This is a genomic window from Mycobacterium sp. IDUB_5, assembly GCF_055419565.1.
Map to the genome: position 1 here is coordinate 17,680 of NZ_JBVAXX010000007.1, position 26,219 is coordinate 43,898.

25 protein-coding genes and 1 tRNA gene are annotated in these 26,219 nt (G+C 67.6%); 20 read left to right on the forward strand and 6 right to left on the reverse strand.

The genetic code is table 11. The features are described from left to right. Positions 1 to 106 precede the first annotated feature (106 nt). The 12 genes from ACZY1G_RS22590 to ACZY1G_RS22645 are packed head-to-tail and all read left to right on the forward strand — an operon-like array spanning position 107 to position 11,225. Entirely contained in the window at positions 107 to 793 is a 687-nt protein-coding gene (locus ACZY1G_RS22590; RefSeq protein ID WP_463817751.1) for an MlaE family ABC transporter permease, read from the forward strand. After that, the gene (locus ACZY1G_RS22595) at positions 790 to 1,641 is read left to right on the forward strand and encodes an ABC transporter permease (RefSeq protein WP_463817249.1); all 852 of its coding nucleotides are present in this window, start codon (positions 790 to 792) and stop codon (positions 1,639 to 1,641) included. The genes ACZY1G_RS22590 and ACZY1G_RS22595 overlap by 4 nt, the downstream gene beginning before the upstream one ends. Then, a complete protein-coding gene (locus tag ACZY1G_RS22600) occupies positions 1,638 to 2,984 on the forward strand; it encodes an MCE family protein (RefSeq protein WP_463817250.1) in 1,347 nt (448 codons plus the stop codon). The genes ACZY1G_RS22595 and ACZY1G_RS22600 overlap by 4 nt, the downstream gene beginning before the upstream one ends. Continuing rightward, positions 2,981 to 4,009 carry an MCE family protein gene (locus tag ACZY1G_RS22605; protein WP_463817251.1) on the forward strand — a complete coding sequence of 343 codons (1,029 nt, stop codon included), beginning with the start codon at positions 2,981 to 2,983 and terminating at the stop codon, positions 4,007 to 4,009. The genes ACZY1G_RS22600 and ACZY1G_RS22605 overlap by 4 nt, the downstream gene beginning before the upstream one ends. Beyond that, positions 4,006 to 5,310, forward strand: a complete 1,305-nt coding sequence (locus ACZY1G_RS22610; RefSeq protein WP_463823676.1) for an MCE family protein — start codon at positions 4,006 to 4,008, stop codon at positions 5,308 to 5,310. Before ACZY1G_RS22605 ends, ACZY1G_RS22610 begins: the two co-directional genes overlap by 4 nt. Beyond that, on the forward strand, positions 5,310 to 6,584 hold the full coding sequence (locus ACZY1G_RS22615; RefSeq protein WP_463823677.1) for an MCE family protein: 1,275 nt from the start codon (positions 5,310 to 5,312) through the stop codon (positions 6,582 to 6,584). The genes ACZY1G_RS22610 and ACZY1G_RS22615 overlap by 1 nt, the downstream gene beginning before the upstream one ends. Then, positions 6,581 to 7,702 carry a virulence factor Mce family protein gene (locus ACZY1G_RS22620; RefSeq protein WP_463817254.1) on the forward strand — a complete coding sequence of 374 codons (1,122 nt, stop codon included), beginning with the start codon at positions 6,581 to 6,583 and terminating at the stop codon, positions 7,700 to 7,702. The genes ACZY1G_RS22615 and ACZY1G_RS22620 overlap by 4 nt, the downstream gene beginning before the upstream one ends. Then, positions 7,702 to 9,201 (forward strand): MCE family protein, encoded by a 1,500-nt coding sequence (locus ACZY1G_RS22625; RefSeq protein WP_463823678.1) that lies wholly within the window; start codon positions 7,702 to 7,704, stop codon positions 9,199 to 9,201. The genes ACZY1G_RS22620 and ACZY1G_RS22625 overlap by 1 nt, the downstream gene beginning before the upstream one ends. Beyond that, complete coding sequence (locus ACZY1G_RS22630) at positions 9,168 to 9,764, forward strand: Mce protein (protein ID WP_463817256.1); 597 nt, start codon at positions 9,168 to 9,170, stop codon at positions 9,762 to 9,764. The genes ACZY1G_RS22625 and ACZY1G_RS22630 overlap by 34 nt, the downstream gene beginning before the upstream one ends. Positions 9,765 to 9,793: 29 nt before the next feature. Beyond that, on the forward strand, positions 9,794 to 10,384 hold the full coding sequence (locus ACZY1G_RS22635) for a hypothetical protein (protein ID WP_463823679.1): 591 nt from the start codon (positions 9,794 to 9,796) through the stop codon (positions 10,382 to 10,384). Next, positions 10,381 to 10,719, forward strand: coding sequence for a DUF732 domain-containing protein (locus tag ACZY1G_RS22640; RefSeq protein ID WP_463817259.1), 339 nt, complete (start codon positions 10,381 to 10,383; stop codon positions 10,717 to 10,719). Before ACZY1G_RS22635 ends, ACZY1G_RS22640 begins: the two co-directional genes overlap by 4 nt. Further along, a complete protein-coding gene (locus ACZY1G_RS22645; RefSeq protein WP_463823680.1) occupies positions 10,716 to 11,225 on the forward strand; it encodes a CAP domain-containing protein in 510 nt (169 codons plus the stop codon). Before ACZY1G_RS22640 ends, ACZY1G_RS22645 begins: the two co-directional genes overlap by 4 nt. Positions 11,226 to 11,232: 7 nt before the next feature. Here ACZY1G_RS22645 and ACZY1G_RS22650 read toward each other — a convergent pair whose 3' ends face one another. Next, a complete protein-coding gene (locus tag ACZY1G_RS22650; RefSeq protein ID WP_463823681.1) occupies positions 11,233 to 12,570 on the reverse strand; it encodes an MBL fold metallo-hydrolase in 1,338 nt (445 codons plus the stop codon). Next, positions 12,561 to 13,625: a sulfite oxidase gene (locus ACZY1G_RS22655; RefSeq protein WP_463823846.1), complete on the reverse strand. Its 1,065-nt coding sequence runs from the start codon at positions 13,623 to 13,625 to the stop codon at positions 12,561 to 12,563. The genes ACZY1G_RS22650 and ACZY1G_RS22655 overlap by 10 nt, the downstream gene beginning before the upstream one ends. Before the next feature lie 162 nt (positions 13,626 to 13,787). On the opposite strand from ACZY1G_RS22655, the gene ACZY1G_RS22660 reads away from it, so the two are divergent. Beyond that, positions 13,788 to 14,738: a sulfite exporter TauE/SafE family protein gene (locus tag ACZY1G_RS22660; protein WP_463823682.1), complete on the forward strand. Its 951-nt coding sequence runs from the start codon at positions 13,788 to 13,790 to the stop codon at positions 14,736 to 14,738. A 3-nt stretch (positions 14,739 to 14,741) separates the two neighbouring features. Here ACZY1G_RS22660 and ACZY1G_RS22665 read toward each other — a convergent pair. The 4 genes from ACZY1G_RS22665 to ACZY1G_RS22680 form a co-directional block, all read right to left on the reverse strand. Further along, a tRNA-Val gene (locus ACZY1G_RS22665) sits at positions 14,742 to 14,813 on the reverse strand. 47 nt (positions 14,814 to 14,860) lie between these two features. Next, positions 14,861 to 15,322, reverse strand: a complete 462-nt coding sequence (locus ACZY1G_RS22670; protein WP_463823683.1) for a peroxiredoxin — start codon at positions 15,320 to 15,322, stop codon at positions 14,861 to 14,863. Positions 15,323 to 15,350: 28 nt separating this feature from the next. After that, complete coding sequence (locus tag ACZY1G_RS22675) at positions 15,351 to 15,779, reverse strand: DUF3052 domain-containing protein (protein WP_463817305.1); 429 nt, start codon at positions 15,777 to 15,779, stop codon at positions 15,351 to 15,353. A gap of 114 nt (positions 15,780 to 15,893) precedes the next feature. Further along, the gene (locus ACZY1G_RS22680) at positions 15,894 to 16,472 is read right to left on the reverse strand and encodes a hypothetical protein (RefSeq protein ID WP_463823684.1); all 579 of its coding nucleotides are present in this window, start codon (positions 16,470 to 16,472) and stop codon (positions 15,894 to 15,896) included. Between the two features lie 176 nt (positions 16,473 to 16,648). On the opposite strand from ACZY1G_RS22680, the gene aceE reads away from it, so the two are divergent. The 7 genes from aceE to ACZY1G_RS22715 all read left to right on the forward strand — a co-directional run bounded on the left by aceE (position 16,649) and on the right by ACZY1G_RS22715 (position 26,218). Further along, positions 16,649 to 19,438 carry a pyruvate dehydrogenase (acetyl-transferring), homodimeric type gene (gene aceE, locus ACZY1G_RS22685; RefSeq protein ID WP_463823685.1) on the forward strand — a complete coding sequence of 930 codons (2,790 nt, stop codon included), beginning with the start codon at positions 16,649 to 16,651 and terminating at the stop codon, positions 19,436 to 19,438. 71 nt (positions 19,439 to 19,509) lie between these two features. Next, complete coding sequence (locus ACZY1G_RS22690) at positions 19,510 to 20,799, forward strand: PucR family transcriptional regulator (protein WP_463823686.1); 1,290 nt, start codon at positions 19,510 to 19,512, stop codon at positions 20,797 to 20,799. Between the two features lie 143 nt (positions 20,800 to 20,942). Next, positions 20,943 to 21,866 carry an ACP S-malonyltransferase gene (locus ACZY1G_RS22695; RefSeq protein ID WP_463817756.1) on the forward strand — a complete coding sequence of 308 codons (924 nt, stop codon included), beginning with the start codon at positions 20,943 to 20,945 and terminating at the stop codon, positions 21,864 to 21,866. A gap of 66 nt (positions 21,867 to 21,932) precedes the next feature. Beyond that, positions 21,933 to 22,229, forward strand: coding sequence for a meromycolate extension acyl carrier protein AcpM (acpM, locus tag ACZY1G_RS22700; RefSeq protein WP_463817312.1), 297 nt, complete (start codon positions 21,933 to 21,935; stop codon positions 22,227 to 22,229). After that, on the forward strand, positions 22,226 to 23,476 hold the full coding sequence (gene kasA, locus ACZY1G_RS22705; RefSeq protein ID WP_463817314.1) for a 3-oxoacyl-ACP synthase KasA: 1,251 nt from the start codon (positions 22,226 to 22,228) through the stop codon (positions 23,474 to 23,476). The genes acpM and kasA overlap by 4 nt, the downstream gene beginning before the upstream one ends. Before the next feature lie 42 nt (positions 23,477 to 23,518). After that, positions 23,519 to 24,772 carry a 3-oxoacyl-ACP synthase KasB gene (gene kasB, locus ACZY1G_RS22710; protein ID WP_463817315.1) on the forward strand — a complete coding sequence of 418 codons (1,254 nt, stop codon included), beginning with the start codon at positions 23,519 to 23,521 and terminating at the stop codon, positions 24,770 to 24,772. Positions 24,773 to 24,787: 15 nt separating this feature from the next. Further along, a complete protein-coding gene (locus ACZY1G_RS22715) occupies positions 24,788 to 26,218 on the forward strand; it encodes an acyl-CoA carboxylase subunit beta (protein ID WP_463817316.1) in 1,431 nt (476 codons plus the stop codon). The last annotated feature ends 1 nt before the right edge of the window (position 26,219 follow it).

The following is a 26,219-nucleotide window of genomic DNA, read 5'->3' on the forward strand; positions in this document are numbered from 1 at the left end:
CGGGATCGGCCAGGAAGGGGTGAACGTGGGACTTGCAGCGGCCTGGTCCAAACCGACGCTCGCCCTTGGAGATTTCTTCGTGCTCGCCGGGGAGACGATCGCCTCGATGTTCCGTCGCCCGTTCGCGTCACGGGAGTTGATCGAACAGATCTGGTTTGTCGCTCGCGTGTCGATCGTCCCCACAGTCGTGCTGTCGATCCCCTACACGGTGCTGATCGTCTTCACGCTCAACATCGTGCTCATCGAGGTCGGAGCGGGCGATCTGTCCGGCGCGGGCGCGGCGCTCGCGTCCGTCACACAGGTGGGACCCGTGGTCACGGCGATCGTGGTGTCCGGAGCGGGCGCGACCGCGATGTGCGCGGATCTGGGGGCGCGCACGATCCGCGAAGAGATCGACGCGCTGAAGGTCATCGGTGTCAATCCGATCCAAGCGCTCGTGGTGCCCCGGGTGATCGCCGCGACATTCGTTGCGCTGATGCTGTATTCGGTGGTCGCCGTCATCGGACTCGCGGGCAGCTATTTCTTCGTCGTGTTCGTCCAGGACGTCACACCCGGCGCCTTCGTTGCGGGCATGACCCTGCTGACCGGCCTTCCGCAGGTGATCGTGTCACTGGTCAAGGCGCTGCTGTTCGGCCTCTCGGCGGGGTTGATCGCCTGCTACAAAGGCCTTTCCGTCGGGGGCGGGCCCACCGCCGTGGGCAACGCGGTCAACGAGACGGTCGTCTTCGCGTTCATGGCACTGTTCCTGATCAACATCGTGTCCACTGCGTTCGGCGTGAAGGTCGCGCCATGACCGCCGTCGAGGACCGGGACCCCTCGATCGTCGGCGACCTCGCAGGCAGGACGGTCGGCGCCACCCGCCGGCTGGGTGAGCAGACCGCGTTCTACGGGACCGCGCTCGTTTCGACAGTGGACGCCGTGCGCCGCTACCCGGGCGAGGTCCTGCGACTGATCGCGGTCATGGGGATGGGCACCGGGGCATTGGCAGTCATCGGCGGCACCGTCGTGATCGTCGGCTTCCTCACACTGACCACCGGAGCCCTCATCGCCGTCCAGGGCTACAACACCCTGTCCAATGTCGGAATCGAGGCCCTGACCGGATTCCTCGGCGCCTTCCTCAACGTCCGATTCATCGCGCCCGCCACCGCGGGGGTCGCGCTGGCCGCGACGATCGGCGCTGGAGCAACGGCTCAGCTCGGCGCCATGCGGATCAACGAGGAGATCGACGCGCTGGAGGTGATGGGGATCCGCTCCGTGACCTATCTCGCCTCGACGCGCATCGTCGCGGGAATCTGCGCGGTGATCCCGATTTACACCGTTGCCGTGCTGATGTCGTTCCTGGCCACGCGATTCGGCACGACCATGATCTACGGACAGTCACGCGGCGTGTACGACCATTACTTCACGACGTTCCTGCACCCCACTGATCTCCTGTGGTCGTTCACCGAGGCACTGGCGATGGCGGCGGCGGTCATGGCGATACACACCTACTACGGGTTCACAGCCTCGGGCGGCCCCGCCGGGGTGGGCGAAGCGGTCGGACGGGCCGTGCGCACCTCCATCACCGCCGGGGTGTTCATCCTCCTGACCATCACGCTGTCCGTGTACGGACAGTCCGGCAATTTCCATCTGTCGGGATGACGACCGTGAACACCGAGCGCACCAATTCCCCCCGCCGCGGGAACGCCGTCGATCCCATCTGGTTTGCGCCCATCCTCCTCGTGGTGATCACGGCGCTCGTCGCGGTGACCGTCCTGCTGTTCAACGGCACCCTGCGCGACACCGTCCCACTCACCCTGGTCTCCGACCGGTCCGGCTTGGTGATGGAGAACGGCGCGAAGGTCAAGATGCGCGGCGTGCAGGTGGGGGTCGTCGACGCCATCGGAGTTCGCACCGACCCGCACGGCACGGATCTGTCCACACTCACGTTGAAGATCGATCCCGAGCCGTTTGCGCTCATGCCGGCCAACATCGAGGCCGAAATCAAGGCCAGCACAGCATTCGGAGCCAAGTACGTCGATTTGATCGTGCCGCCTCAAGGAGCCAGCGCCCAGACCCTGAAGCGCAATTCCGTTCTGCACTCCCGCAACGTGACGGTCGAGGTCAACACGGTCTTCCAGAATCTGCAATCGGTGATGCAGGCGATCGATCCCGCGAAGCTCAACGCGGTGCTCTCCGCGGTCGGCGAAGCCGTGCGCGGCAAGGGCGCCACGATCGGGCAAGCGATCACCGACACCAACAGGGTGCTGCTCGCAATGAACCCGCGGATGCCCACCGTCCAGCGGGACTGGCAGCTGTTCGGCGCCACAGCCGACGCCTATTCCGGTGCAGCACAGGACATCCTGGCAGCACTCGACTCGTTCTCCACCACCAGCACGACGATCAGCGCGAACGCGAAGGCCCTCGACGACCTGCTGTTGTCTGCCGTCGGCTTCTCACAGTCGGGCACCAGCCTGCTCGCCGGCAACCAGCCGAACCTGGTGCGCATGCTGAACCTGCTCGTACCGACCACCGGGCTCCTTGATAAGTATTCGGCGACCTACACCTGCCTGTTCGAGGGCGCCCAGTGGTTCCTCGAGAACGGCGGCCGAGACGCGTTGGGCGGCAACGGCAAATCCGTTGTCATGGATGCGGCGCTGCTGGCCGGCGACGACCCCTACCGCTACCCCGACAACCTCCCGCGGGTCAACGCGACGGGCGGACCGGGCGGACGGCCCAGCTGCGGATCGCTGCCAGACGTCAGCAAGAACTTTCCGGTCAAGTATCTGGTGACCGACACGGGATTCGGTACCGGCCTGGATGTGCGACCGAATCCCGGCATCGGCTTCCCGGGTATCGCGAACTACTTCCCGGTGACCAAGGCCATCCCCGAACCACCGCGCATCCGGTACCCCGGCGGCCCCGCGCCGGGGCCCCTGCCACCGCCGGGCCCACCCCCACCTCCGCCTGCCACCGCACCGCCACCCGACGGGAGCCAGCCATGACACGCAGGACACCGCGCGGCCTCAAACGCGTGGCGCTCTTCATCGCGCTGTGCCTGGCCTTCATGTTCGCGTTGGTCACCGTCTTCGGTCAGTTCCGGTTCGATCCGCGCACCACCTACAGCGCGGTGTTCACCAATGTGTCAGGCCTCAAAGGCGGCAACTTCGTGCGCATCGCCGGTGTGGAGGTCGGCAAGGTGAAGAACCTGACCCTGCACAAAGACGGCACCGTCACCGTCGATTTCGCGATCGACGACAAGCTGACACTCACCGAAGGCACCCGGGCCGCGGTGCGCTACGAGAACCTGATCGGAGACCGGTACCTGGCGCTCGAGGAAGGACCCGGATCGCCGCGGACATTGTCAGCGGGACAGCAGATTCCGCTGTCCCGCACATCGCCCGCCCTCGACGTCGACGCCTTGATCGGCGGATTCCGGCCGCTGTTCCGCGCACTCGACCCTGACCAGGTCAACGCCCTCTCCGGCGAGCTACTCAAGGTTTTTCAAGGCCAGGGCGGCACGATCGCCTCGGTGCTGGCGCAGACCTCGGCGCTCACGTCGACCTTGGCCGGTCGCGATGAGCTGATCGGTCAGGTGATCACCAACCTCAACACCGTCCTCGATACGTTCGCCGCGCACGACGACCAGTTCTCCGAAGGGCTGGGCAAGCTTGCCGAACTCACCCAGGCCCTTGCCGAGCGGCGGTCCGACATCGTGACGGGAACGGCCTACGTCAACGCCGCCGCCGGCACCGTCGCCGATTTCTTCGCCGAAGCCCGGCCGCCGATCAAGGAGGCGGTCACCCAGACGGATCGGTTCTCCGGCCAGATCATGGCCGATCACGACTATGTCGACGACCTGGTCAAGACCCTGCCCGACGCCTACCAGGTACTGGCTCGCAACGGCCTCTACGGCGACTACTTCGGCTTCTATCTGTGCGACGCGGTCCTGAAGGTGAACGGCAAGGGCGGCGAACCGGTCTACGTCAAGCTCGCCGACCAGGTCTCGGGACGGTGCACACCGAAATGACGCGTCTGAAAGTGCTTCTCAGGGTCCCCCGGCTCAAGCCACTCGCCGACCGCAACCGGCACGTCGTCGGCGCCGTCGGCGTTCTGATTCTGGTCGCCGCGGTGATCGCGACCTTCTCCTACGACAAATTGCCCTTCATCAAGGGCACATCTGACTACACCGCCTACTTCGCCGAAGCCGGCGGTATCAAGCCGGGCAGCAAGGTCCAGGTGTCTGGTCTGCAGGTCGGCGACGTGTCCGATGTCGCGCTCGACGGGACGCGGGTACGCGTGGACTTCACCGTTCGCGACGATGTCGAACTCGGTGACCGCACAGAAGCCGCCATCAAGACCGAGACGGTGCTCGGCACGAAGATGCTCGAGGTGACACCGCGCGGTGAGGGCACGCTGACGGGTCCGATCCCGGTGGAGCGCACGGTGTCTCCCTACGATCTACCCACCGCGCTCGGTGACCTCACCACCGCCATCAGTGGGCTGGACACCACCCAGCTGTCGGCGTCGCTGAGCACACTTGCGCAGACCTTCGCCGATACGCCACCGGAACTGCGCATGGCGCTCGACGGTACCGCCCGGTTCTCCGAGACCCTCAACGCCCGGGACGCTCAGTTGCGGAGTCTGCTGGCCAACGCCAACGCGGTCACCGGCGTACTCGCCAAGCGCAGCGATCAGATCGCCGCACTCGTCGCCAACACGAATTCGCTTCTCGCCGAGCTGCTGTCCCAGCGGAATTCGATCGACGCGCTCATGACGAACGTGACAGCCGCCTCGCACGAGATCTCAGGGCTGGTCGCCGACAACCGGGAGGCGCTCAAGCCCGCCACCGACAAGCTCAACGGCGTGCTGGGCATCCTCGACAATCGCAAGCAGGAATTGCAGCGCACCCTTTACCTGCTCCGCCGCTACGCCATGTCGTTCGGCGAGGTTCTCGGGTCGGGCCCGTTTTTCAAGGCTTCGGTGGTCAACCTCGCGCCCGGCCAGTTCGCCCAACCCTTCATCGACGCCGCGTTCTCCGACCTCGGTCTCGACCCGAATGTGCTCGCCCCGTCTCAGCTGGTCGACCCGCCGATCGGTCAGCCGGGCACCCCGCCGTTGCCGGTGCCGTATCCCCGGACCGGGCAGGGCGGCGACCCCAATCTCACCCTGCCCGACGCGATCACCGGCAAGCCCGGCGACCCGCGCTATCCCTATCGCGAGCCGCTACCCGCACCGGCTCCTGGCGGTCCGCCACCCGGGCCGCCCGCGGCGTCCGGTCCCGCACCGGCACCGACGATTCCCCCGCCGGCGCCCGATGGGGGCAACTGATGACCAAGCACATGCGGGCCGCGCGCATCGCGCTCGCGGCCACCCTGGTGCTCATCCTCACCGTCGCAGCGACCGTCGTGGCCACGCCGTGGTGGAACCGCGTCAGCGAGAACACCTTCACCGCGTTGTTCGCGAACGCCAACGGTCTCTACACCGGCGACGAGGTTCGCATCCTCGGTGTTGCCGTCGGCACCATCGACCGCATCGAACCGCAGCCCACGCAGACGAAGGTCACCTTCTCTGTCGATTCCGACTATCCGGTGCCCGCGGATGCCAAGGCGGCGATCCTGTCGCCATCGCTGGTGACCGCGCGCGCGATCCAGTTGGTTCCCGCGTATTCAGGTGGACCGACCTTGTCGCCCGGTTCGACGATCCCCCTCGACCGCACGGCCGTGCCCGTCGAATGGGACGACTTCCGTGACCAGTTGGAGAAGCTGACCGCCGCGCTGCAGCCCACGACCCCGGGAGGCGCCAGCGCGGTCGGCGAGTTCGTCAACACCGCGGCGGCCAACCTGCGCGGTCAGGGTGCCACCGCACGAGACACCATCATCAAGCTGTCGCAGGCGATCTCGGCCCTGGGGGATCACAGCACCGACATCTTCAGCACCGTACGCAACCTGCAACTACTGGTGTCCGCCCTGACGTCGAGCAGTGACCTGCTCGCCGCGTTCAACACCAATCTCGCCGAGGTGTCGACGTTGCTGTCCAATTCGCCCAACGAGTTCGCCGACGCGACCCACAGTCTCGACGGTGCCGTCAACGACCTACGAAGCTTCGTCGCCGACAACCGGGAGAACCTCGGCGTCACCGTCGATCGTTTGGCCGCCATCACCACCGCTCTCAACGACAGCCGCGGTGACGTCAAACAGGTCCTGCACATCGCGCCGACGGTGTTCCAGAACTTCATGAACATCTACCAGCCGGCGCAGAGCGCCGTCACCGGCATCCTCGCACCGGTCAATTTCGCCGACACAGTTCAGTTCATCTGCAGCGCAATCGAAGCCGCGTCGCGCAGGGGCTGGGAACAATCGTCGAAGCTGTGCGTGCAGTACCTGGCGCCGATCATCAAGAACCGTCAGTACAACTTCCCGCCGCTGGGAGTGAACCCCTTCGTCGGCGCCGCAGCGCGCCCGAACGAGATCACCTACAGCGAGGACCGGCTCAGACCGGATGCACCCCCGCAGCCGGTGCCCGGCCCCGCCATCTCCACCGATCCGGCGCTCGGCCTGCCGGGTCTGTTCGCGGTACCCGCCCCCCCGGGCGGATCGCCGTGAGCCGTGTGCTGGTGGCTCTGGCCGCCACCGCGGTGCTGCTGGCGGTGCCGGGCTGCCAATGGCGCGGACTGAACTCGCTGAGCCTGCCGGGTACCGAAGGCGACGGGGCGAACACCTACACGATCCAGGCGCAGCTGCCTGACGTCGTGGTGATCCAGCAGAACACCCGCGTGCGGGTCGCGGACGTCAACGTCGGAAACGTCACCAAGATCGAGGTGCAGGACTGGCATGCACTGGTGACAATGCGCATCAACGGTGACGTCCACCTGCCTGCCAATGCGACAGCGAAGGTCGGGCAGACGAGCCTGCTGGGCTCCATGCACATCGAGCTGGCCCCACCCACCGACGCACGGCCGGAGGGAGAACTGAAGGACGGGTCGGTCATCCCGCTGTCCGCGGCGGCCACGTACCCGACCACAGAACAGACCCTGGCCTCGGTGTCGATCCTGCTCAACGGCGGCGGAATCGGGCAGCTGCAGGAGATCAACCAGGCCTTCGCCACGGCGCTCGCCGGCCGCGAGGACGAGATGCGCAGCCTGCTGACTCAGCTCGACACCTTCGTCACCCGCCTCAACGCGCAGACCGACGACATCATCCACGCCACCGAGCGGTTGAACGCGCTGGCCGGCCAGGTCGCCGAGAAGGATCCGACCGTCGAGCGTGCGCTGACCACCATTCCGCAGGCGTTGGCCGTCCTCGCCGAGCAGCGCGCCCATCTCGTGGACGCCATCGACGCCGTGGGCAAGTTCAGCGCGATCGCCACCTCCACGATCACCCAGACCCGGGAGGACCTGGTCGCCAACCTCCGCAGTATCGCGCCGGTCTTTCGCGAGCTGGCCGATGCAGGCCCTGCCCTGACCAGGGGTCTGGATTTCCTGTCGACGTATCCGTGGGTGAAAAGCACTGTGGCCAACTGGTTTCGGGGCGATTTCGCCAACATCACCCTCGTCATAGATCTGACGCTGAGCCGGTTGGACAGCGGCCTGTTCACCGGAACGAGGTGGGAGGGAAACCTCACCGAACTCGAGATGCAGTGGGGCCGCACGATCGGTCAGATGCCGAGCCCTTACACCGCGGGTAACCCGCTCGTCGCTCCGTACCGGTGGGGGGCGTACTGATGATCCGTCTGCCCCGCACCGTATGGATCCAGCTGACCATTCTCGCGACGATCACCGTCGTCGCGGGCGGCATCATGGCTTTCGGTGTCGTGCAGGTGCCGGCGTTGCTCGGTGTCGGCCGATACGAAGTGACCCTCGACATGCCCGCCACCGGAGGACTCTACGAGTCGTCGGTCGTGACGTATCGCGGCTCCGAGATCGGGCGGGTGACCTCGATCGACGTGACCCCTGGCGGAGTGCGCGCAGTGCTCACACTCGATTCCAGCACGGCCGTGCCCGCGGATGTGTCCGCCGCCGTGCACAGCCGGTCGGCCATCGGGGAGCAGTTCGTCGAATTGACCCCGCGCTCCGACGGGGGCGGCGCGGCACCGGCGACGTTGCGCGACGGTGATGTCATCCCCGCCGCGCAGGTGCAGGTTCCCCCCGACATCGGTCAGCTACTCGGTGCGACCAACACCGCGCTGAGGGCGATTCCGCCCGACAATCTGAAGACTGTCGTCGACGAGGCCGCCACCGCGGTCGCCGGCCTCGGCCCCGAGCTGTCGCGAATCGTGGACGGATCGAGCGCGTTGGCGATCGAGGCGGGCAAGAACGTCGACCCGATCACCGCGCTGATCGATCAGTCACCCCCGGTGCTCGACTCCCAGGCGCGCACCGCCGATTCGATCGCGACCTGGGCCCAGCGGGTCCGGTCCATCACCGGGCAGCTGCAGGCCCAGGACACCGCGTTCGCCGACCTGCTCACCGTCGGCGGTCCGGCGCTGGCCGAGGGCAAGGCGCTGTTCGACCGCGTCGCACCCGCTCTTCCCGTGCTGCTGGCCAACATGGTCAGTCTCGGCGAGATCGCGGTCACCTATCGGGCCGACATCGAGCAGCTCCTGGTGCTCTATCCGCAGGGGACGGCGGTCATGTCGGCGATCGCGCTGCCCAACTCGGGAACCAAACAGGACTACCGCGGAATCTATCTGGACTTCAATCTGAACCTGAACCTGCCGCCACCGTGCAACACCGGATTCCTGCCGGTGCAGCAGCAACGCTCCCCGGCCGAACAGGACTATCCGGAAAGGCCGGCCGGCGAACTGTACTGCCGCGTTCCCCAGGACTCGTCGCTGAATGTCCGTGGCGTGCGCAACATTCCGTGCGAGAACAATCCCGCCAAGCGCGCCCCGACGGTCGAGATGTGCGAGAGCGACGAACAGTACGTGCCGCTCAACGACGGGTTCAACTGGAAGGGTGACCCGAACGCCACCATCACCGGACAGGGCGTGCCGCAGTACGCGCCCGGCGTGCCCTGGCCGGGCACCGACGCGCCGCCACCCGCAGGTGCGCCACCGGCCGCGCCACCGCAGACGTCCGCACCGCCGGTCGCCCTGGTGCCCTACGACCCGGCCACCGGGACCTACATCGGTCCGGATGGCCGGCCCCATACCCAGTCCGACCTCGCAGAAGGCCCGAAAGGCAAGACATGGCAGAACATGCTGATCCCCCCGACACCGTGACCGAGACCGCCGCCGACACCGCACCCGGCGAGGACCGCGACGACTCCCCGCCTCAGGAGACCGGTGGACCCCGCGCCGGATGGCTCGGCCTCCGGACCGCCGTCGCCGCAGGCATCGTCGTCGTCGCCGCGACCGGTGCTCTGGTGGGGTGGTTCGGCTTCCGGGATCACCGGGCACACGAATCCCAGACGCGACGGGATGACTACGTTCAGGTGGCTCGGCAGGCCGCGATCAATTTCACCACCATCAGCTACACCCAGGCCGAGGCCGATGTGCAACGGATCCTCGACTCCGCGACCGGGACGTTCCGCGACGACTTCCAGCAGCGGTCGCAGCCCTTCGTCGACGTCGTGAAGAAGGTCCAGTCGTCGTCGGAAGGCACCGTCACAGAAGCCGGTCTGCTCTCGGCATCCGACGATCACGCCGAGGTCCTGGTCACGGTGTCGATGAAGACGTCGACTGCCGCCGCGCCGCAGCAGCCACCCCGGGGCTGGCGACTGCGCATCAGCCTGCAGGACGTCGATCACACCACCAAGGTGTCCAACGTCGAGTTCGTGCCGTGAGCACCCGACTGATCAGCGAGGAGCCGCCCATGACCCTGGATATCGTCGAGCAGGTGGCCGACGACACCGACGACACCGGAGCCACTACCGATGACGGGCGAGACACGGCGGAAACCGTTGCCGCAGAGGGCAGATCGCGCCGGTGGCCACGGCTCCTCGCCTACGGCCTCCTACCCGCTCTGGCGCTGCTGTTTACCCTGGCGGCTGCCTTCCTCAAGTGGCAGGACCACACGGTCCGATCGGCGGAGACGGCCACGACCGAATCGGTGCGCGCCGCCACCGACAGCGCCATCGCGATGCTGTCGTACCGACCGGACACCGTCGACGCGGATCTCGGCGCCGCCGCCGATCGGCTCACCGACAACTTCCGCGACGAGTACACGAAGCTGGTCACCGACGTCGTCGCGCAGGGCGCCAAGCAACAGAAGATCACCGCGGTGGCGACGGTACCGGCAGCGGCATCTGTGTCTGCCTCTGAAGGCCACGCGGTGGTCCTGCTGGCGGTGAACCAGGCATTGACGATCGACGGTGCGGCGCCGACCAACACCGCGTCCAGTGTTCGGGTGACGCTCGACAGGGTCGGTGACCGGTGGCTGGTCTCCAACTTCGAACCGGTGTGAGAGGGGGCGCGGCCGCGCTGACTGTCGCTGCCGCGCTGGTGCTCTCACCATCGGCGGGTGCTGACGCCGTCGCCTATCTCGTCAACGTCACCGTGCGGCCGGGGTATCACTTCGCCAACGCCGACGACGCCCTGGCCTACGGGCGACGCCTGTGCGACGCCGTCACGGCAGGTCGGACCTATCCCCAGTTGATGGGGGACGTCAAGACCGACTTCGCCAATCCTGACGACTATCAAGCGTCCTACCTCATCACCCAGGCGGTCAACGAACTGTGCCCCGCTCAGATCTGGCAACTCCGGAACTCGGCTGCGGGCTACCGCCCCCCACCGCCATGACCGCCGCCCGCGACCTCACGACGACGCGGAACCTGCTCACCCTGTGGGCGGTGTTCACGGTCCTGTGCGCGCTCACGACGGGCGCCTGCGCCGTCGCGCGTGCCGACAACTCCCGGCTGAACGACAGTGTCGTGGCCAACGCCTACGCCGCCCGCTACGACACGGGATGCCGTACGGATATCCGGATCGACCCGAAACTGAGGCTGGCAGCGCAGTGGCACACCGAGAACCTACTCGCCGACCGCGCGCTCGACGGGCACCTCGGCTCCGACGGCTCCACTCCGCAGAGCCGCGCCGACGCCGCCGGATTTCACGGGCCGGTCGCCGAAACGGTCGCGATCAACCCGGCGCTGGCGATCAGCGGTCTCGAGGTCCTGCGGCTGTGGCACGCTGACCCGCAGGCATGGTCGACCATGTCGGACTGCGCCAACACCGCCATCGGCGTCTGGTCGGCCAACAGTCTGGACCGCAGCGTCGTCGTGGCGGTGTACGGCCGGCCGGACTGAGCCAACCTCACGTCGACGTCGTGAGACCGAGTTCCGTTGCGTGACCGTAGGTGTCGTCGATCAACACGACGGACCGCTCGCCGCGATCGAGAATCGATGCGGCCACCGCGGCGCGGTACCCGCTCACGCAGTGCACCCAGATCTGCTTGTCAGGCAGATCGTTCAGGCGATCGGTGAGATCGTGCAGTGGGATGTTGACCGCGCCGGGGATGTGGCTGTCGTCGTATTCGTCGGTGCGCCGCACGTCGAGCACGACGACACCGTCGTCACCCAGACGGGCCGCCAATTCCGCGAAGTCAGCGACCGGGTACGACCGCACGGGCCCTGTGCCGTCGAACGGGGCGGCGCCTTCGACGCGGTCGATACCGATGCGGGCCAATTCCCTTTGCGCCGTGGTTATCTGCTCCTCGTCGTCACCGATGACCGAGAGCGGAGTGCCCCGGCCGTAGAGCCAGCCGAGGTAGTTGACGAACGAGTCCGACAGTTCGAAGCCGAAGCTGCCGCCGAGATGCCCGGCGGCGAAGGCGGTCCGGTGACGCAGGTCGACGACCCACTCGCCGGCCTCGATCCGCCGCCGCAGCTCGTCGACGTCGGTGCGGCGCGGCGGTGACAGATCAACCGGTGCGGGGCCCTCTCGGTTGATGACGCCCATGTGGGCGTAGTAGGCCGGATAGTCGGACAGCCCGGCGAGCAGCTCATCGACGAACGTCTGCTCGTCGCGCGTCAGCGCCGGATTGCTCTGCCGTTGCTCGCCGACCGTCGACTCGTCACGGTCGACGGCGGTCGCGGAGCAGAAGCTGCCGAATCCGTGGGTGGGATACACCTGTGCGTCGTCGGGCAGTTCGTCAGCCAGCCGTCGGATGGACCGGAACTGCGCCGCGCTCAGGCCGCGGGTGTGTTCGTCACCGAGCAGATCCGTGCGGCCCGTTGCATCGAACAGCATCGAGCCGCCGGTGAAGACGCCGACCGTACGTCCGGACGCGTCGTCGAGGGCATAGCTGACGTGCTCCAGAGTGTGGCCGGGTGTGTGCAGCACCCGCAGTGTGAAAGGTCCGGCGTCGACGACGTCACCGTCGCCGACGCGGTGCGGCTGATACCCCAGCTCCTCGCCGCCGGGCACCACGTAGTGCGCCCCGACGGTGCGGGCGAGTTCGAGTCCGCCGGTGACGTAGTCGTTGTGCAGGTGGGTTTCCAGGACGTGGGTGATGCGGGCACCGCGCTCCTCGACCACAGCGAGGACTCGGTCGACATCGCGCTGCGGGTCGATCACGACGGCGACGCCGTCGGCGCTCACGACATAGCTGCGATCGCCCAGGCTCGACGTCTCGATGATGTCTACTCGCATACCGTCACCGAGATCCGCGCCCACGAGTTGTTCGCGTAACCCTTGGGATTCCACACCGACGACGCCGATTCCGGTTGCAGAGCCCCGGTGCTGTCCCACGCTCGAGCCAGCAGGTGCAGGGGCCCGGGCCGGGCCTCGATCGTCGTTCGCCACAGCCGCCACGTCCACGGACTTGTCTGGGGGTCGAGAACGGCCTGCTGCCACGTGGTTCCACCGTCGGCCGAGACGTCGACCCGCACCACTGTCCGATCGTCACCCGCGTAGGCGTAACCGGTGACCGCGAGCGTGCCCGCCGGTACCCGGTCACCGTCAGCGGGGTTGAGGATGTCACCGTTGAGAGCGACGGGACCCAGTGAGATACCCGTCCGCGGTGGCACGGTGTCAGGGTCGACGTCGGCAGGCAGCAGGTGGTAGGCAACCGCCTGAAAGTAGTTGTCCGACGGTGAATCCCGGACCGTGATCGACCGCACCCACTTGACGCTGCGCGCGCCGATGTAGCCGGGCACGACGGCGCGCACGGGCCCCCCGTGCACCGGCGGCAGCGGTTCGCCGTTCATCTCCCACGCCAGAAGCACCTCGGCCGACAGGGCTTTGTGCAGCGGAATCGAACTCCCGTAGGCCTGCGGCGGCTCGGCCAGGTCCGTGATGTCGGGTCCCAGAAATTCGACATGCCGGCCGGGTTCGCCCTGCACCCCGGCGTGGGCCAGGACGTCGGCCAGGCGAACGCCGCCCCACACCGCCGTCGACGTCGCGCACGGCCCCCAGGGATCCTCTCCCGCGATCGGGCGGACATCGACGAGGCCCGCGCGCCGGTTGCCTGCGCACTGCAGGGTCGCTTCGACCGTGTGCGCCGGAAAGTCGCGCAACTCGTGCATGCCGAGAGTCAGCGGCCGGTCGACCAGTCCGGAGATATCCACGCGCCAGTCCTGCGGCGCCAGCTGGGGCACCTCGCCGTGGTTGCGGCTGTAGAACGTGTCGATGGGTGTGATGTCGGCGCCGGCCAGTGCTGTCGGTGGCGGTTCGGCATTGAACGGAGACAGACCGTGAACGACCATGTCGGCGCGTTTACCCCAGGGTAGGCCTCCCACGGCGGCAAATGTAGCCAACCGCGGCGCTGGCACCCTGAGTTCACCTCACGGTGATCGCAAAGCCGACGCGATGGTACGAGCGGGGAATCCCCTTCATGTCACTGCGCTCTGCCTGTGGGAGAAAACATCGTGAAGACCATCGTCCTGATCGCTCTGGTGGGCCTGGCCGCGCAGCTCGTCGACGGCAGCCTCGGTATGGCCTATGGCGTCACCACCACCACGCTGTTGCTGGCCATCGGGACCAATCCTGCGGCGGCATCGGCCACCGTCCACCTCGCCGAGATCGGCACCACCCTGATCTCCGGGTTCTCCCATTGGCGCTTCGGCAATGTCGACTGGCAGGTGGTCCGCAGGATCGCCGTGCCCGGAGCTGTCGGCGCATTTCTGGGAGCGACGGTGCTGTCGAAGTTGTCGACCGAGGCCGCCGCACCCGTCATGTCGCTGATCCTGCTCGCCCTCGGCCTCTACGTGCTGGGCCGGTTCACCTTCCAAGGCATCCCGCGCCACAATCTCGGCAAGCCGCTGCGCAGGCGGTTCCTCGCACCGCTCGGCCTGCTCGCCGGTTTCGTCGACGCGACGGGCGGTGGCGGCTGGGGCCCGGTCGGCACTCCGGCGATCCTGGCCAGCGGCCGCATCGAACCGCGCAAGGTCATCGGCTCGATCGACACCAGCGAGATCGTGATCGCCATCGCGGCGAGCCTCGGCTTCCTGGTCAGCCTTGGCTCGCAAGGCATCAACGTCGGCTGGGTGCTCGCCATTCTCGCCGGGGGCATGGTGGCTGCGCCGCTGGCCGCCTGGCTGGTCCGCCATTTCCCGCCGCGGCTTCTGGGCGCTTCCGTCGGCGGCATCATCGTGCTCACCAACGCCAGGACCTTGCTCCGCAGCGATCTGATCGACGCTGGCGCGCTGCTCCGCAACGTCACCTACGCGGTCATCATCACCGCATGGGCGGCCGCGTTCGCGTACTCACTGCGCGAGTACCTCAAAGACCGCGAGCGGGAATCCGCGGACTACGTCTCCTCCATCGCCGAGACAGGGAAGGAGCAGGCCGGCGAGGACAGAGCCACCGCGGCGTCGTAGCAGTGGGCGCGGACGGTATCGAACCGCCGACCGCTGGTGTGTAAAACCAGAGCTCTACCACTGAGCTACGCGCCCGATCCCGGGCAGCATATCGGCGACCGTGACGAACTCGAAATCCGCTCTCAGTCGCGGACAGCGGCCAATGCTGCGTCCCACACCGCCTGATCGCGTGCCTCCCCCGGCTCCTTGCAGTCCGCGAAGCGCACCACCCCGCCACGGTCGACCGCGAACGTCCCCCGGTTCGAGAAACCGGACGCGTCGTTGAAGACGCCGTAGGCCTGACTCACCGCACCGTGCGGCCAGAAGTCCGACAGCACCGGAAACGTGAATCCGCGCTGAGCGGCCCACACCTTGTGTGTCGGCGACGGGCCCACCGAGATCGCCAGCGTGGCCGTCGCCTCGTTGACGAATTCGTCGAGGCGGTCGCGGATCTCGTCGAGTTCCTTCTGACAGATCCCGGTGAACGCGAGCGGGAAGAACACCAGCAGCACGTTCTTGGCACCCCGGAACGCACTCAGCGTCAGCCGCTGGTTGTTCTGATCGGCAAGCGTGAAGTCCGGCGCTGGGTCACCGACCCCAATCATCGCTGCTGTCGGCTCTTCGCGCGAGCGCTCATCGCTGCTTCGTGATCGCTTTGGCTTTAGGTTGCACCAGCCTGCTCGCGATCCAGTCCCCCAGGTTCGCCGAGGAGGTCTGCATCAGCCCGGCCGTCGGCGCGGACTCGGCGATCTCAGCGGGCTGGACGTGACCGGGCTTGCCGGTCTTGGGGGTCACCACCCAGATGACGCCGTCGTCGGCCAGCGGGGTGATCGCGTCCATCAGCGCGTCCACCAGGTCGCCGTCGTCGTCGCGCCACCACAGCAACACCACGTCGACAACCTCGTCGGAGTCCTCGTCGAGGAGCTCACCACCGCACTCGTCTTCGATGTCGGCGCGGATGTCGTCGTCGACGTCGGAGTCCCAGCCCAGTTCCTGCACAACCTGATCTTTTTGGATGCCCAGCATGCGGGCGTAGTTCGGGGGGTCACCCGCCGACACCACGGTCAGTCCTCCTTGCGCCTAGTCGGCACGCTGTGCGCTGTGCCACGTTCGACCACTATCGTCGCACGCCTGGGGGTCACGGCAACCCACCCGGCAACATCCGCCCCCGAGCCGTCACCGATAAGCCGCATCGCAACGGTCCAGCGCGGTGGTCTTCGAGTCGTTCAACGCCGCGATCGCGGAGTTGAAATCCTCGGCCGGATAGTTCCCCGCAATCGCCGTCGCAACCCCGCGAGCAGCGTCGACCCAGCTGCCCAGCGCATCGCGAAGCTCGGCGGGCAGCGTGTCGGTCATGCTGCCCGACACCAAGTCCGCGCTCTGGTTGAGCGCATCGACCGCCGCCTGCGCCCCACCCTCTGCGCCCACCGGGTCGGTGTTGAACGCATCGACGTAGGTGTTGACCGCGGCGATCGCGTCAGCGCTGCTGGTGCTCATCGCCTCGCACGACGTGTGCACCGCCTCCACCGTCATCGACGTCTGACGTTCGGACTCGCGCGCCGACGAGCTCGCCGCGGACTCGTGCAGGGACGCCGACACCGACGCGCGGTACTGCGGCGCCTCCCCCGGGGGCGCCGATGCCTCTCCCGCGGTGACGTTGGTGCAGCCGACGACGATCATCGCCAACACCGCGGCGGAGCCGGCCGCGAAGGCGGACAGCCGCAACGGCGCAGCCCGTCGCCCACCGATACGCACGGTCTGCAGACGTTACCGGCCGACCCCGACACCGGGTGTACTAAATGCAACCGTTCGCGTGCGGCACTGCACTTGCGGCAGGATGGGACGAGGATGTAACCCACCGTGCACTGCGCGAAGCGAGCAGACCCACTCGACGGACCGCGTGTGCTTCACCGCCTGACAAGGAGCGGAAGTTGACCACCGAGTTCGTGCGCCAGGATCTGGCCCAAAACTCCAGCAGCACAGGCGAACACGATCGCGTTCGCGTCATTCGGGAGGGGGTCGCGTCCTATCTGCCCGACATCGATTCCGACGAGACCGCCGAGTGGCTGGAGTCGTTCGACCAGTTGGTTGAGCGGTCGGGTCCCGCGCGGGCGCGCTACCTGATGCTGCGTCTGCTCGAGCGGGCCGGGGAGCAGCGGGTGGCCATCCCGTCGCTGACGTCGACCGACTACGTCAACACCATCCCGACCGAACTCGAGCCGTGGTTCCCCGGCGACGAGGACGTCGAGCGCCGCTACCGCGCCTGGATCCGCTGGAACGCGGCGATCATGGTGCACCGCGCGCAGCGGCCCGGCGTCGGCGTCGGCGGCCACATCTCGACCTATGCGTCGTCAGCAGCCCTCTACGAGGTCGGCTTCAACCACTTCTTCCGCGGCAAGGCCCACCCGGGCGGCGGTGATCAGGTCTTCATCCAGGGCCACGCCTCCCCCGGCATCTACGCGCGCGCCTTCCTCGAGGGCCGGCTCAGCTCCGAGCAGCTCGACGGGTTCCGCCAGGAGCACAGCCACGCCGGCGGCGGCCTGCCGTCCTACCCGCATCCGCGGCTCATGCCGGACTTCTGGGAGTTCCCCACGGTGTCGATGGGCATCGGTCCGATGAACGCGATCTACCAGGCTCGCTTCAACCACTACCTGAACGACCGCGGCATCAAGGACACCTCGAACCAGCACGTGTGGGCGTTTCTCGGCGACGGGGAGATGGACGAACCCGAAAGCCGCGGCCTGATCCAGGTCGCCGCCAACGAGGCGCTCGACAACCTGACGTTCGTGGTGAACTGCAACCTGCAGCGCCTCGACGGCCCCGTCCGCGGCAACGGCAAGATCATCCAGGAGCTGGAGTCGTTCTTCCGCGGCGCGGGCTGGAACGTCATCAAGGTGGTGTGGGGCCGCGAGTGGGATGCACTGCTGCACGCCGACCGTGACGGCGCGCTGGTGAACCTGATGAACACCACCCCTGATGGTGACTACCAGACCTACAAGGCCAACGACGGCGGCTACGTGCGCGACCACTTCTTCGGTCGTGACCCGCGGACCAAGGCGCTCGTCGAGCCGATGTCGGACCGCGAGATCTGGAACCTCAAGCGCGGCGGCCACGACTACCGCAAGGTGTACGCGGCCTACCACGCGGCGATGGAGCACAAGGGTCAGCCGACGGTGATCCTGGCCAAGACCATCAAGGGCTACACGCTGGGCAAGCACTTCGAGGGCCGCAATGCCACGCACCAGATGAAAAAGCTTGCGCTGCAAGACCTCAAGGACTTCCGCGACGCCCAGCGCATCCCGATCTCCGACGAGCAGCTGGAGAACGACCCGTACCTGCCGCCCTACTACCACCCCGGGTCGGACGCGCCGGAGATCCGCTACATGCTCGACCGGCGCCGCGCCCTGGGCGGGTTCCTGCCCGAACGCCGCACCAAGACAAAGGCGCTCACGCTGCCCGGCCGCGACACCTACAAGGCCCTGAAGAAGGGGTCGGGCAAGCAGGAGGTCGCCACGACGATGGCGACGGTCCGCACGTTCAAGGAACTGTTGCGGGACAAGGAGATCGGCAAGCGGATCGTGCCGATCATCCCCGACGAGGCGCGCACGTTCGGCATGGACTCGTGGTTCCCGAGCCTGAAGATCTACAACCGCAACGGCCAGCTCTACACCTCGGTCGACGCGGAGCTGATGCTCGCCTACAAGGAGAGCGAAGTCGGCCAGATCCTGCACGAGGGCATCAACGAGGCGGGCTCGACGGCCTCGTTCACCGCCGTCGGCACGTCCTATGCCACCCACAACGAGCCGATGATCCCGATCTACATCTTCTATTCGATGTTCGGGTTCCAGCGCACCGGCGACGGCCTGTGGGCGGCGGCCGATCAAATGGCGCGTGGCTTCGTGCTGGGCGCGACGGCCGGGCGCACCACGCTCGTCGGCGAGGGTCTGCAGCACGCCGACGGGCACTCGCTGCTGCTCGCCGCGACCAACCCCGCCGTCGTGGCCTACGACCCGTCGTTCGCCTACGAGATCGCCTACATCATCGAAAGCGGTCTGCACCGCATGTACGGCGAGAACCCGGAGAACATCTACTTCTACGTCACGATCTACAACGAGCCCTACGTCCAGCCGGCCGAGCCGGAGAACCTGGACGTCGAGGGGCTACTGCGCGGCATCTACCGCTACCAGCAGGCGTCGGAGAAACGCAGTAACAAGGCCCAGATCCTGGTCTCCGGTGTCGGCATGCCGTCGGCACTCAAGGCGGCCGAGATGCTCGCCAACGAGTGGGACGTGGCCGCCGACGTGTGGTCGGTGACCAGCTGGGGTGAGCTCAACCGCGACGGCGTGGCCATCGAGAAGGAGGCGCTGCGCCATCCGGACCGGCCTGCCGGCACGCCGTACGTGACGCAGGCACTCGCCGACGCCGAGGGTCCCGTGGTGGCCGTGTCGGACTGGATGCGTGCGGTTCCCGAGCAGATCCGGCCGTGGGTGCCCGGCACCTACATCACGTTGGGTACCGACGGGTTCGGCTTCTCCGACACCCGGCCGGCGGCGCGGCGGTACTACAACACCGACGCCGAGTCGATCACGGTCGCCGTGCTCGAGGGCCTGGCCCGCGACGGCAACATCGACATGGCGGTGGCGGTCGAGGCGGCGCGCAAGTACGAGATCGACGACGTGATGGCGGCGCCGGAGCAGACGAGCGATCCCGGAGTCGCGTAGCCGACGACATCGGATACAGCGTGGCCTGACGATTTAGAGGACTTCTCCAAACCGAGGCGTAGATTTTAGGGATGGCCGACAACAATCGGTTCATCCCGCCCCGGTCGACGGTCGAGGTGCTGGAGAACGTTCCCGACTCGGTGCTCCGCCGGCTCAGTCAGTATTCGGGCCGCCTGGCCACCGAGGCCGTCCAGGCAATGGGCGAACGGCTGCCCTTCTTCGGCGAGCTCGAGGCGTCTCAACGCGCGAGCGTGCAGCTGGTCGTGCAGACCGCGGTGGTGAACTTCGTCGAGTGGATGCGCCATCCCGACAGCGATGTCAGCTACACCGCCCAGGCCTTCGAGGTGGTGCCGCAGGATCTGCGGCGCCGCATCGCGCTACGCCAGTCGGTGGAGATGGTGCGCGTGACGATGGAGTTCTTCGAAGAGGTCGTACCGCTGCTCGCACGCAACGAGGAGCAGCTGGCCGCGCTGACCGCCGGCATCCTGCGCTACAGCCGCGACCTGGCGTTCGCGGCGGCCATGGCGTACGCGGATCAGGCCGAGGCGCGCGGGGCGTGGGACACCCGCATGGAGGCGAATCTGATCGACGCCGTGGTGCGCGGAGACATCGGCCCCGATCTGCAGTCGCAGGCCGCGGCTCTGAACTGGGACGCGACTGCGGCGGCGACGGTGATCGTGGGCCTGCCGCGCCAGGACCGGCTGGATCTGACGTCGGAGGACGTGCACGACGTCGCTGCCCGCAACGGCCGCGCCGCGCTGTGCGACGTCCACGGAACCTGGCTGGTGACGGTGGTGTCCGGCGGACTGTCGCACACCGACCGGTTCCTGTCGGAGCTGATGACGGTCTTCGCCGACGGGCCCGTGGTGGTCGGGCCGATGGCGCCCACGCTCGGCGCGGCGCATCTGAGTGCCACCGAGGCCATCGCCGGGATGAACGCCGTTGCCGGCTGGGCCGGTGCGCCACGGCCGGTGGCGGCCCGCGAGCTGCTGCCCGAGCGCGCTCTGCTGGGCGACGCCTCGGCCGCGGCCGCCCTCGAAGCAGAGGTGATGAGGCCGCTGGCTGATGCAGGCCCCACGCTGATGGAGACGCTGGACGCGTACCTGGACTCCGGGGGCGCGATCGAAGCGTGCGCCCGCAAATTGTTCGTTCATCCAAATACGGTCCGGTACCGGCTCAAACGCGTCGCCGACTTCACGGGACGTGACGCCACCGTTCCGCGAGACGCGTATGTGCTGCGGGTCGCCTCCACGGTGGGTCGTTTGCGGCGTCAGAGCCAGTCCGGGCCCTCGTCATCGTCGGGATCCGGGCAGGTCGGTGCTGTTGCGTCAGTCACACCGTGGGGCCATCCTGCGAGGTGACATGTTGCGCTTGCATCTCGATGACGTCCCATCACATGCGGTTTTGTGGGGAGTCAACAAAAACCTAAGAAAGAGTTCATAGTCTCTTACACGGCGCAAAACCGCCTTCACAATGTTTTCTTAGAGACGTGCCCGACAAGACTGTGCTTGCATTCCTCGCGCCCGGACAGGGCTCCCAGACTCCCGGCATGCTCGCCGAGTGGCTGGAGCTGCCCGGTGCGCCGGCGCGCATCGCAGCATGGTCTGAGATCAGCGGCCTGGATCTGGCCCGCCTGGGCACCACCGCCGACGCGCAGGAGATCACCGATACAGCGGTCACGCAGCCACTCGTCGTCGCCGCCACGCTGCTGGCCTACGAGGAACTGACGCGCCGCGGCGTGCTGACCGGGGACGAGGACATCGTCGCCGCCGGGCATTCCGTCGGCGAGATCGCCGCCTACGCGATCGCCGGAGTGATCACCGCCGACGAGGCCGTCTCCCTGGCCGCGACCCGCGGCCGCGAGATGGCCAAGGCCTGCGCCGTGGAGCCGACGGGGATGTCGGCCCTGTTGGGTGGCGACGAAGCCGAGGTGCTCGCCCGGCTGGAGGCGCTCGACCTCGTGCCGGCCAACCGCAACGCCGCCGGGCAGATCGTCGCCGCCGGCGCGGTCAGTGCTCTGGAGAAGCTCGCCGAGGATCCGCCGGCCCGCGCTCGGGTTCGCCCGCTGGCCACCGCCGGCGCGTTCCACACCCGCTACATGGAGCCCGCGCTGGCCGAGTACACGACCGTGGCCGACCGGATCACCCCGTCGGAGCCGTCGGTCACGCTGCTGTCCAACGCCGACGGCCGGCCCGTCGCCTCCGCGCACGACGCGTTGACCAAGCTCGTCGCACAGATGACGCGTCCCGTGCGCTGGGATCTGTGCACCGCCACCATGCGTGAGCTCGGGGTGACGGCACTCGTGGAGTTCCCGCCCGCGGGCACGCTGTCCGGGATCGCCAAGCGCGAGCTCAAGGGCACCCCCACCCACCCCATCAAGACCCCCGCCGACCTGGACGGACTCGCGCAGGCACTGCGCCCCGTCTGAGCCGGCACATCTCGACACAACCAACGTTTCACCCCAGGTAACACCCGATAAATAGAAGGAGCCACCGTGCCCGCCTCTCAGGAAGAAATCATCTCCGGTCTCGCCGAGATCATCGAAGAAGTGACCGGCATCGAGCCGTCTGAGGTCACCCCGGAGAAGAGCTTCGTCGACGACCTGGACATCGACTCGCTGTCGATGGTCGAGATCGCCGTGCAGACCGAGGACAAGTACGGCGTGAAGATCCCCGACGAGGACCTCGCGGGTCTGCGCACCGTCGGTGACGTCGTCGCCTACATCCAGAAGCTCGAGGAAGAGAACCCCGAGGCTGCTGCCGCGCTGCGCGAGAAGTTCGCCGCAGAATGACACGTCCTTCCACTGCTAACGGCGGGTTCCCGAGTGTCGTGGTGACCGCCATCGAGGCCACCACGTCACTCGCAGGCGACATCGAGAGCACGTGGAAGGGCCTGCTGGCGGGCGAGAGCGGCATCCGCGTCCTCGAGGATGAGTTCGTCACCAAGTGGGACCTTCCGGTGCGTATCGGCGGTCACCTGGTCGACGACGTCGACAGCCACATGACCCGCATCGACATGCGTCGCATGTCGTACGTGCAGCGCATGTCCAAGCTGCTGTCGAAGCGACTCTGGGAGAACGCGGGCACGCCGGAGGTCGATCCGGACCGGTTCGCCGTGATCATCGGCACCGGTCTGGGTGGCGGCGAGAAGATCGTCGAGACCTACGACGCGATGAACGAGGGCGGGCCCCGCAAGGTGTCCCCGCTCGCCGTTCAGATGATCATGCCCAACGGTGCGGCGGCGGTCGCCGGTCTCGAACTGGGCGCCCGCGCCGGGGTCATCACCCCGGTGTCGGCGTGCTCGTCGGGGTCGGAGGCCATCGCCCACGGTTGGCGCCAGCTCGTCATGGGTGACGCGGACTTCGCCGTCGTGGGTGGCGTGGAAGGCGGCATCGAGGCACTGCCCATCGCGGCGTTCTCGATGATGCGCGCCATGTCGACCCGCAACGACGAGCCGGAGCGCGCGTCGCGTCCGTTCGACAAGAACCGGGACGGCTTCGTCTTCGGTGAAGCGGGCGCGATGATGATCATCGAGACCGAGGAGCACGCCCTTGCCCGCGGCGCCAAGCCGCTGGCCCGCCTGATGGGCGCCGGCATCACCTCCGACGCGTTCCACATGGTGGCCCCGGCCGCCGACGGCCAGCGTGCCGGGTCGGCCATGAAGCGGGCGATGGAGACCGCGGGCCTGTCCCCCAAGGACATCTCGCACGTCAACGCGCACGCCACGGCCACGCCGATCGGTGACACCGCGGAGGCCAACGCCCTCCGCGTCGCCGGTGTGGAGCACGCCGCGGTCTACGCGCCGAAGTCGGCGCTGGGCCACTCGATCGGCGCTGTGGGCGCGCTGGAGTCGGCACTGACGGTGCTGGCCCTGCGTGACGGTGTCATCCCTCCGACGCTCAACTACGAGACGCCGGACCCGGAGATCGATCTCGACGTCGTCGCGGGCGAGCCACGGTATGGCGACTATCAGTACGCCATCAACAACTCGTTCGGTTTCGGCGGCCACAATGTGGCTCTGGCCTTCGGTCGTTACTAGGCCTGACGAGTTCACGAGAACCGAGAGGACACGCGTCTGAGTATGGCTGCACCGACAACAGGGAACGGACTCCCCGACGTCGTCGTGACCGGTATGGCCATGACGACGAGCGTCGCCACCGATGCCGAAGGCACCTGGAAGGCGCTGCTGGAGGGCAAGAGCGGCATCCGCCGTCTCGAAGACCCCTTCGTCGAGGAGTTCGACCTGCCGGTGCGCATCGGTGGCCATCTGCTGGAGGACTTCGTCGGGGAACTGACCGAGGTCGAGAACCGTCGGATGTCCTACCCGCAGAAGATGGCCACCGTGCTCGGACGTCGTGTCTGGGAGAACGCCGGGTCACCCGACGTCGACACCAGCCGTCTGCTGGTGTCGATCGGGACCGGCCTCGGCGGTGCCGAGGCGCTGGTGTTCGCCTACGACGGCATGCGGGACCACGGCACCTCGGCCGTGTCCCCGCTGTCGGTGCAGATGTACATGCCCAACGGCCCGTCGGCCGTGGTGGGTCTGGATCGTGGCGCCAAGGCCGGGGTGGTCACCCCGGTCTCGGCGTGCGCGTCCGGGTCCGAGGGCATCGCCCAGGCGTGGCGCAACATCGTGCTCGGTGAGGCCGACATCGCGATCTGCGGCGGTGTCGAACAGCGCATCGAAGCCGTGCCGATCGCGGGCTTCGCGCAGATGCGGATCGTGATGTCGACCAACAATGACGACCCGGCCGGCGCTTGCCGCCCGTTCGACAAGGATCGGGACGGTTTCGTGTTCGGCGAGGCGGCTGCACTGATGGTCATCGAGACCGAAGAGCATGCCAAGGCGCGCGGAGCCAACATCCTGGCGCGCCTGATGGGCGCCAGCATCACCTCCGACGGTTTCCACATGGTCGCGCCCGACCCCAACGGTGAGCGCGCCGGCTACGCGATGAGCCGCGCCATCGAGCTGGCCGGTCTTGCGCCGAGCGACATCGACCACGTCAACGCCCACGCCACGGGCACCAGCGTCGGTGACGTCGCCGAAGGCAAGGCGATCAACAACGCGATGGGCGGACACCGACCCGCGGTCTACGCGCCCAAGTCGGCGCTCGGCCACTCGGTCGGTGCGGTAGGCGCCGTCGAGTCCATTCTCACAGTCCAGGCGCTGCGCAGCGGCGTCATTCCCCCCACACTCAATTTGAAGAACCTCGATCCCGAGATCGACCTCGACGTCGTGGCGGGCGGCCCACGGCCGGGTGACTACGAGTACGCCATCAACAATTCGTTCGGTTTCGGCGGGCACAACGTCGCACTCGCCTTCGGAAGATACTGAAAGCAGGAGACATCCATGACCACCATCGAGAATCGCCCCGCCACCGACGTCAACGAGTCCCTCGACCCGCGCGATCCGATGCTGCGGCTCGCCACGTTCTTCGATGACGGCAGCGTCGAGCTGCTGCACGAGCGCGACAAGTCCGGTGTCCTGGCGGCTGCCGGCACCGTCAACGGCGTGCGCACGATCGCGTTCTGCACCGACGGCACCGTGATGGGCGGCGCGATGGGTGTCGACGGCTGCAAGCACATCGTCGACGCCTACGACGTCGCCATCGACGAGCAGAGCCCGATCATCGGCATCTGGCACTCCGGCGGCGCCCGGCTGGCCGAGGGCGTCAAGGCGCTGCACGCCGTCGGCCTGGTCTTCGAGGCCATGATCCGCGCGTCCGGGTACATCCCGCAGATCTCCGTCGTGGTCGGCTTCGCCGCCGGCGGCGCCGCCTACGGTCCCGCGCTGACCGACGTCATCGTGATGGCGCCCGACAGCAAGGTCTTCGTGACCGGTCCCGACGTGGTCCGTAGCGTCACCGGCGAGGACGTCGACATGGTCTCCCTCGGCGGTCCCGAGGCGCACCACAAGAAGTCGGGAGTGTGCCACATCGTCGCCGACGACGAGCTCGACGCCTACGAGCGCGGCCGTCGCCTGGTCGGCCTGTTCTGCCAGCAGGGCCACTTCGACCGCACCAAGGCCGAGGCAGGCGACACCGACCTCAAGGCGCTGCTGCCCGAGTCGGCGCGCCGCGCATACGACGTGCACCCGCTGATCGAGGCGCTCCTCGACGAGGGTGTGCCGTTCGAGGAGTTCCAGTCCCGCTGGGCCCCGTCGATCGTCGTCGGCCTGGGCCGGCTGGCCGGCCGCACCGTCGGCGTAATCGCGAACAACCCGCTGCGCCTGGGCGGCTGCCTGAACTCCGAGAGCGCCGAGAAGTCGGCCCGTTTCGTGCGGCTGTGCGACGCGTTCGGCATCCCGCTGGTCGTGGTCGTCGACGTGCCGGGCTACCTGCCGGGTGTCGATCAGGAGTGGGGCGGCGTGGTCCGTCGCGGCGCCAAGCTGCTGCACGCATTCGGTGAGTCCTCGGTGCCGCGCGTCACGCTGGTCACCCGCAAGATCTACGGCGGCGCCTACATCGCGATGAACTCGCGGTCGCTGAACGCCACCAAGGTGTTCGCATGGCCCGAGGCCGAGGTCGCCGTCATGGGCGCCAAGGCAGCCGTCGGCATCCTGCACAAGAAGAAGCTGGCCGCCGCCGCCCCCGAGGAGCGGGAGTCGCTGCACGAGGCGCTGGCCATCGAGCACGAGAAGATCGCCGGCGGCGTGGATTCGGCCATCGAGATCGGCGTGGTGGACGAGAAGATCGACCCGGCGCACACGCGCTCGAAGCTGACCCAGGCGCTCGCCGAGGCGCCGATGCGCCGCGGCCGCCACAAGAACATCCCGCTGTGAT

Bases quoted from the DNA above. Each gene is read 5' to 3' on its own strand.
- ACZY1G_RS22590 (WP_463817751.1), top strand. From the start codon at position 107: ATGTTCCGTCGCCCGTTCGCGTCACGGGAGTTGATCGAACAGATCTGG.
- ACZY1G_RS22595 (WP_463817249.1), top strand. From the start codon at position 790: ATGACCGCCGTCGAGGACCGGGACCCCTCGATCGTCGGCGACCTCGCA.
- ACZY1G_RS22600 (WP_463817250.1), top strand. From the start codon at position 1,638: ATGACGACCGTGAACACCGAGCGCACCAATTCCCCCCGCCGCGGGAAC.
- ACZY1G_RS22605 (WP_463817251.1), top strand. From the start codon at position 2,981: ATGACACGCAGGACACCGCGCGGCCTCAAACGCGTGGCGCTCTTCATC.
- ACZY1G_RS22610 (WP_463823676.1), top strand. From the start codon at position 4,006: ATGACGCGTCTGAAAGTGCTTCTCAGGGTCCCCCGGCTCAAGCCACTC.
- ACZY1G_RS22615 (WP_463823677.1), top strand. From the start codon at position 5,310: ATGACCAAGCACATGCGGGCCGCGCGCATCGCGCTCGCGGCCACCCTG.
- ACZY1G_RS22625 (WP_463823678.1), top strand. From the start codon at position 7,702: ATGATCCGTCTGCCCCGCACCGTATGGATCCAGCTGACCATTCTCGCG.
- ACZY1G_RS22630 (WP_463817256.1), top strand. From the start codon at position 9,168: ATGGCAGAACATGCTGATCCCCCCGACACCGTGACCGAGACCGCCGCC.
- ACZY1G_RS22635 (WP_463823679.1), top strand. From the start codon at position 9,794: ATGACCCTGGATATCGTCGAGCAGGTGGCCGACGACACCGACGACACC.
- ACZY1G_RS22645 (WP_463823680.1), top strand. From the start codon at position 10,716: ATGACCGCCGCCCGCGACCTCACGACGACGCGGAACCTGCTCACCCTG.
- ACZY1G_RS22650 (WP_463823681.1), bottom strand. From the start codon at position 12,570: ATGCGAGTAGACATCATCGAGACGTCGAGCCTGGGCGATCGCAGCTAT.
- ACZY1G_RS22655 (WP_463823846.1), bottom strand. From the start codon at position 13,625: ATGGTCGTTCACGGTCTGTCTCCGTTCAATGCCGAACCGCCACCGACA.
- ACZY1G_RS22670 (WP_463823683.1), bottom strand. From the start codon at position 15,322: ATGATTGGGGTCGGTGACCCAGCGCCGGACTTCACGCTTGCCGATCAG.
- ACZY1G_RS22690 (WP_463823686.1), top strand. From the start codon at position 19,510: ATGGCCGACAACAATCGGTTCATCCCGCCCCGGTCGACGGTCGAGGTG.
- kasA (WP_463817314.1), top strand. From the start codon at position 22,226: ATGACACGTCCTTCCACTGCTAACGGCGGGTTCCCGAGTGTCGTGGTG.
- kasB (WP_463817315.1), top strand. From the start codon at position 23,519: ATGGCTGCACCGACAACAGGGAACGGACTCCCCGACGTCGTCGTGACC.
- ACZY1G_RS22715 (WP_463817316.1), top strand. From the start codon at position 24,788: ATGACCACCATCGAGAATCGCCCCGCCACCGACGTCAACGAGTCCCTC.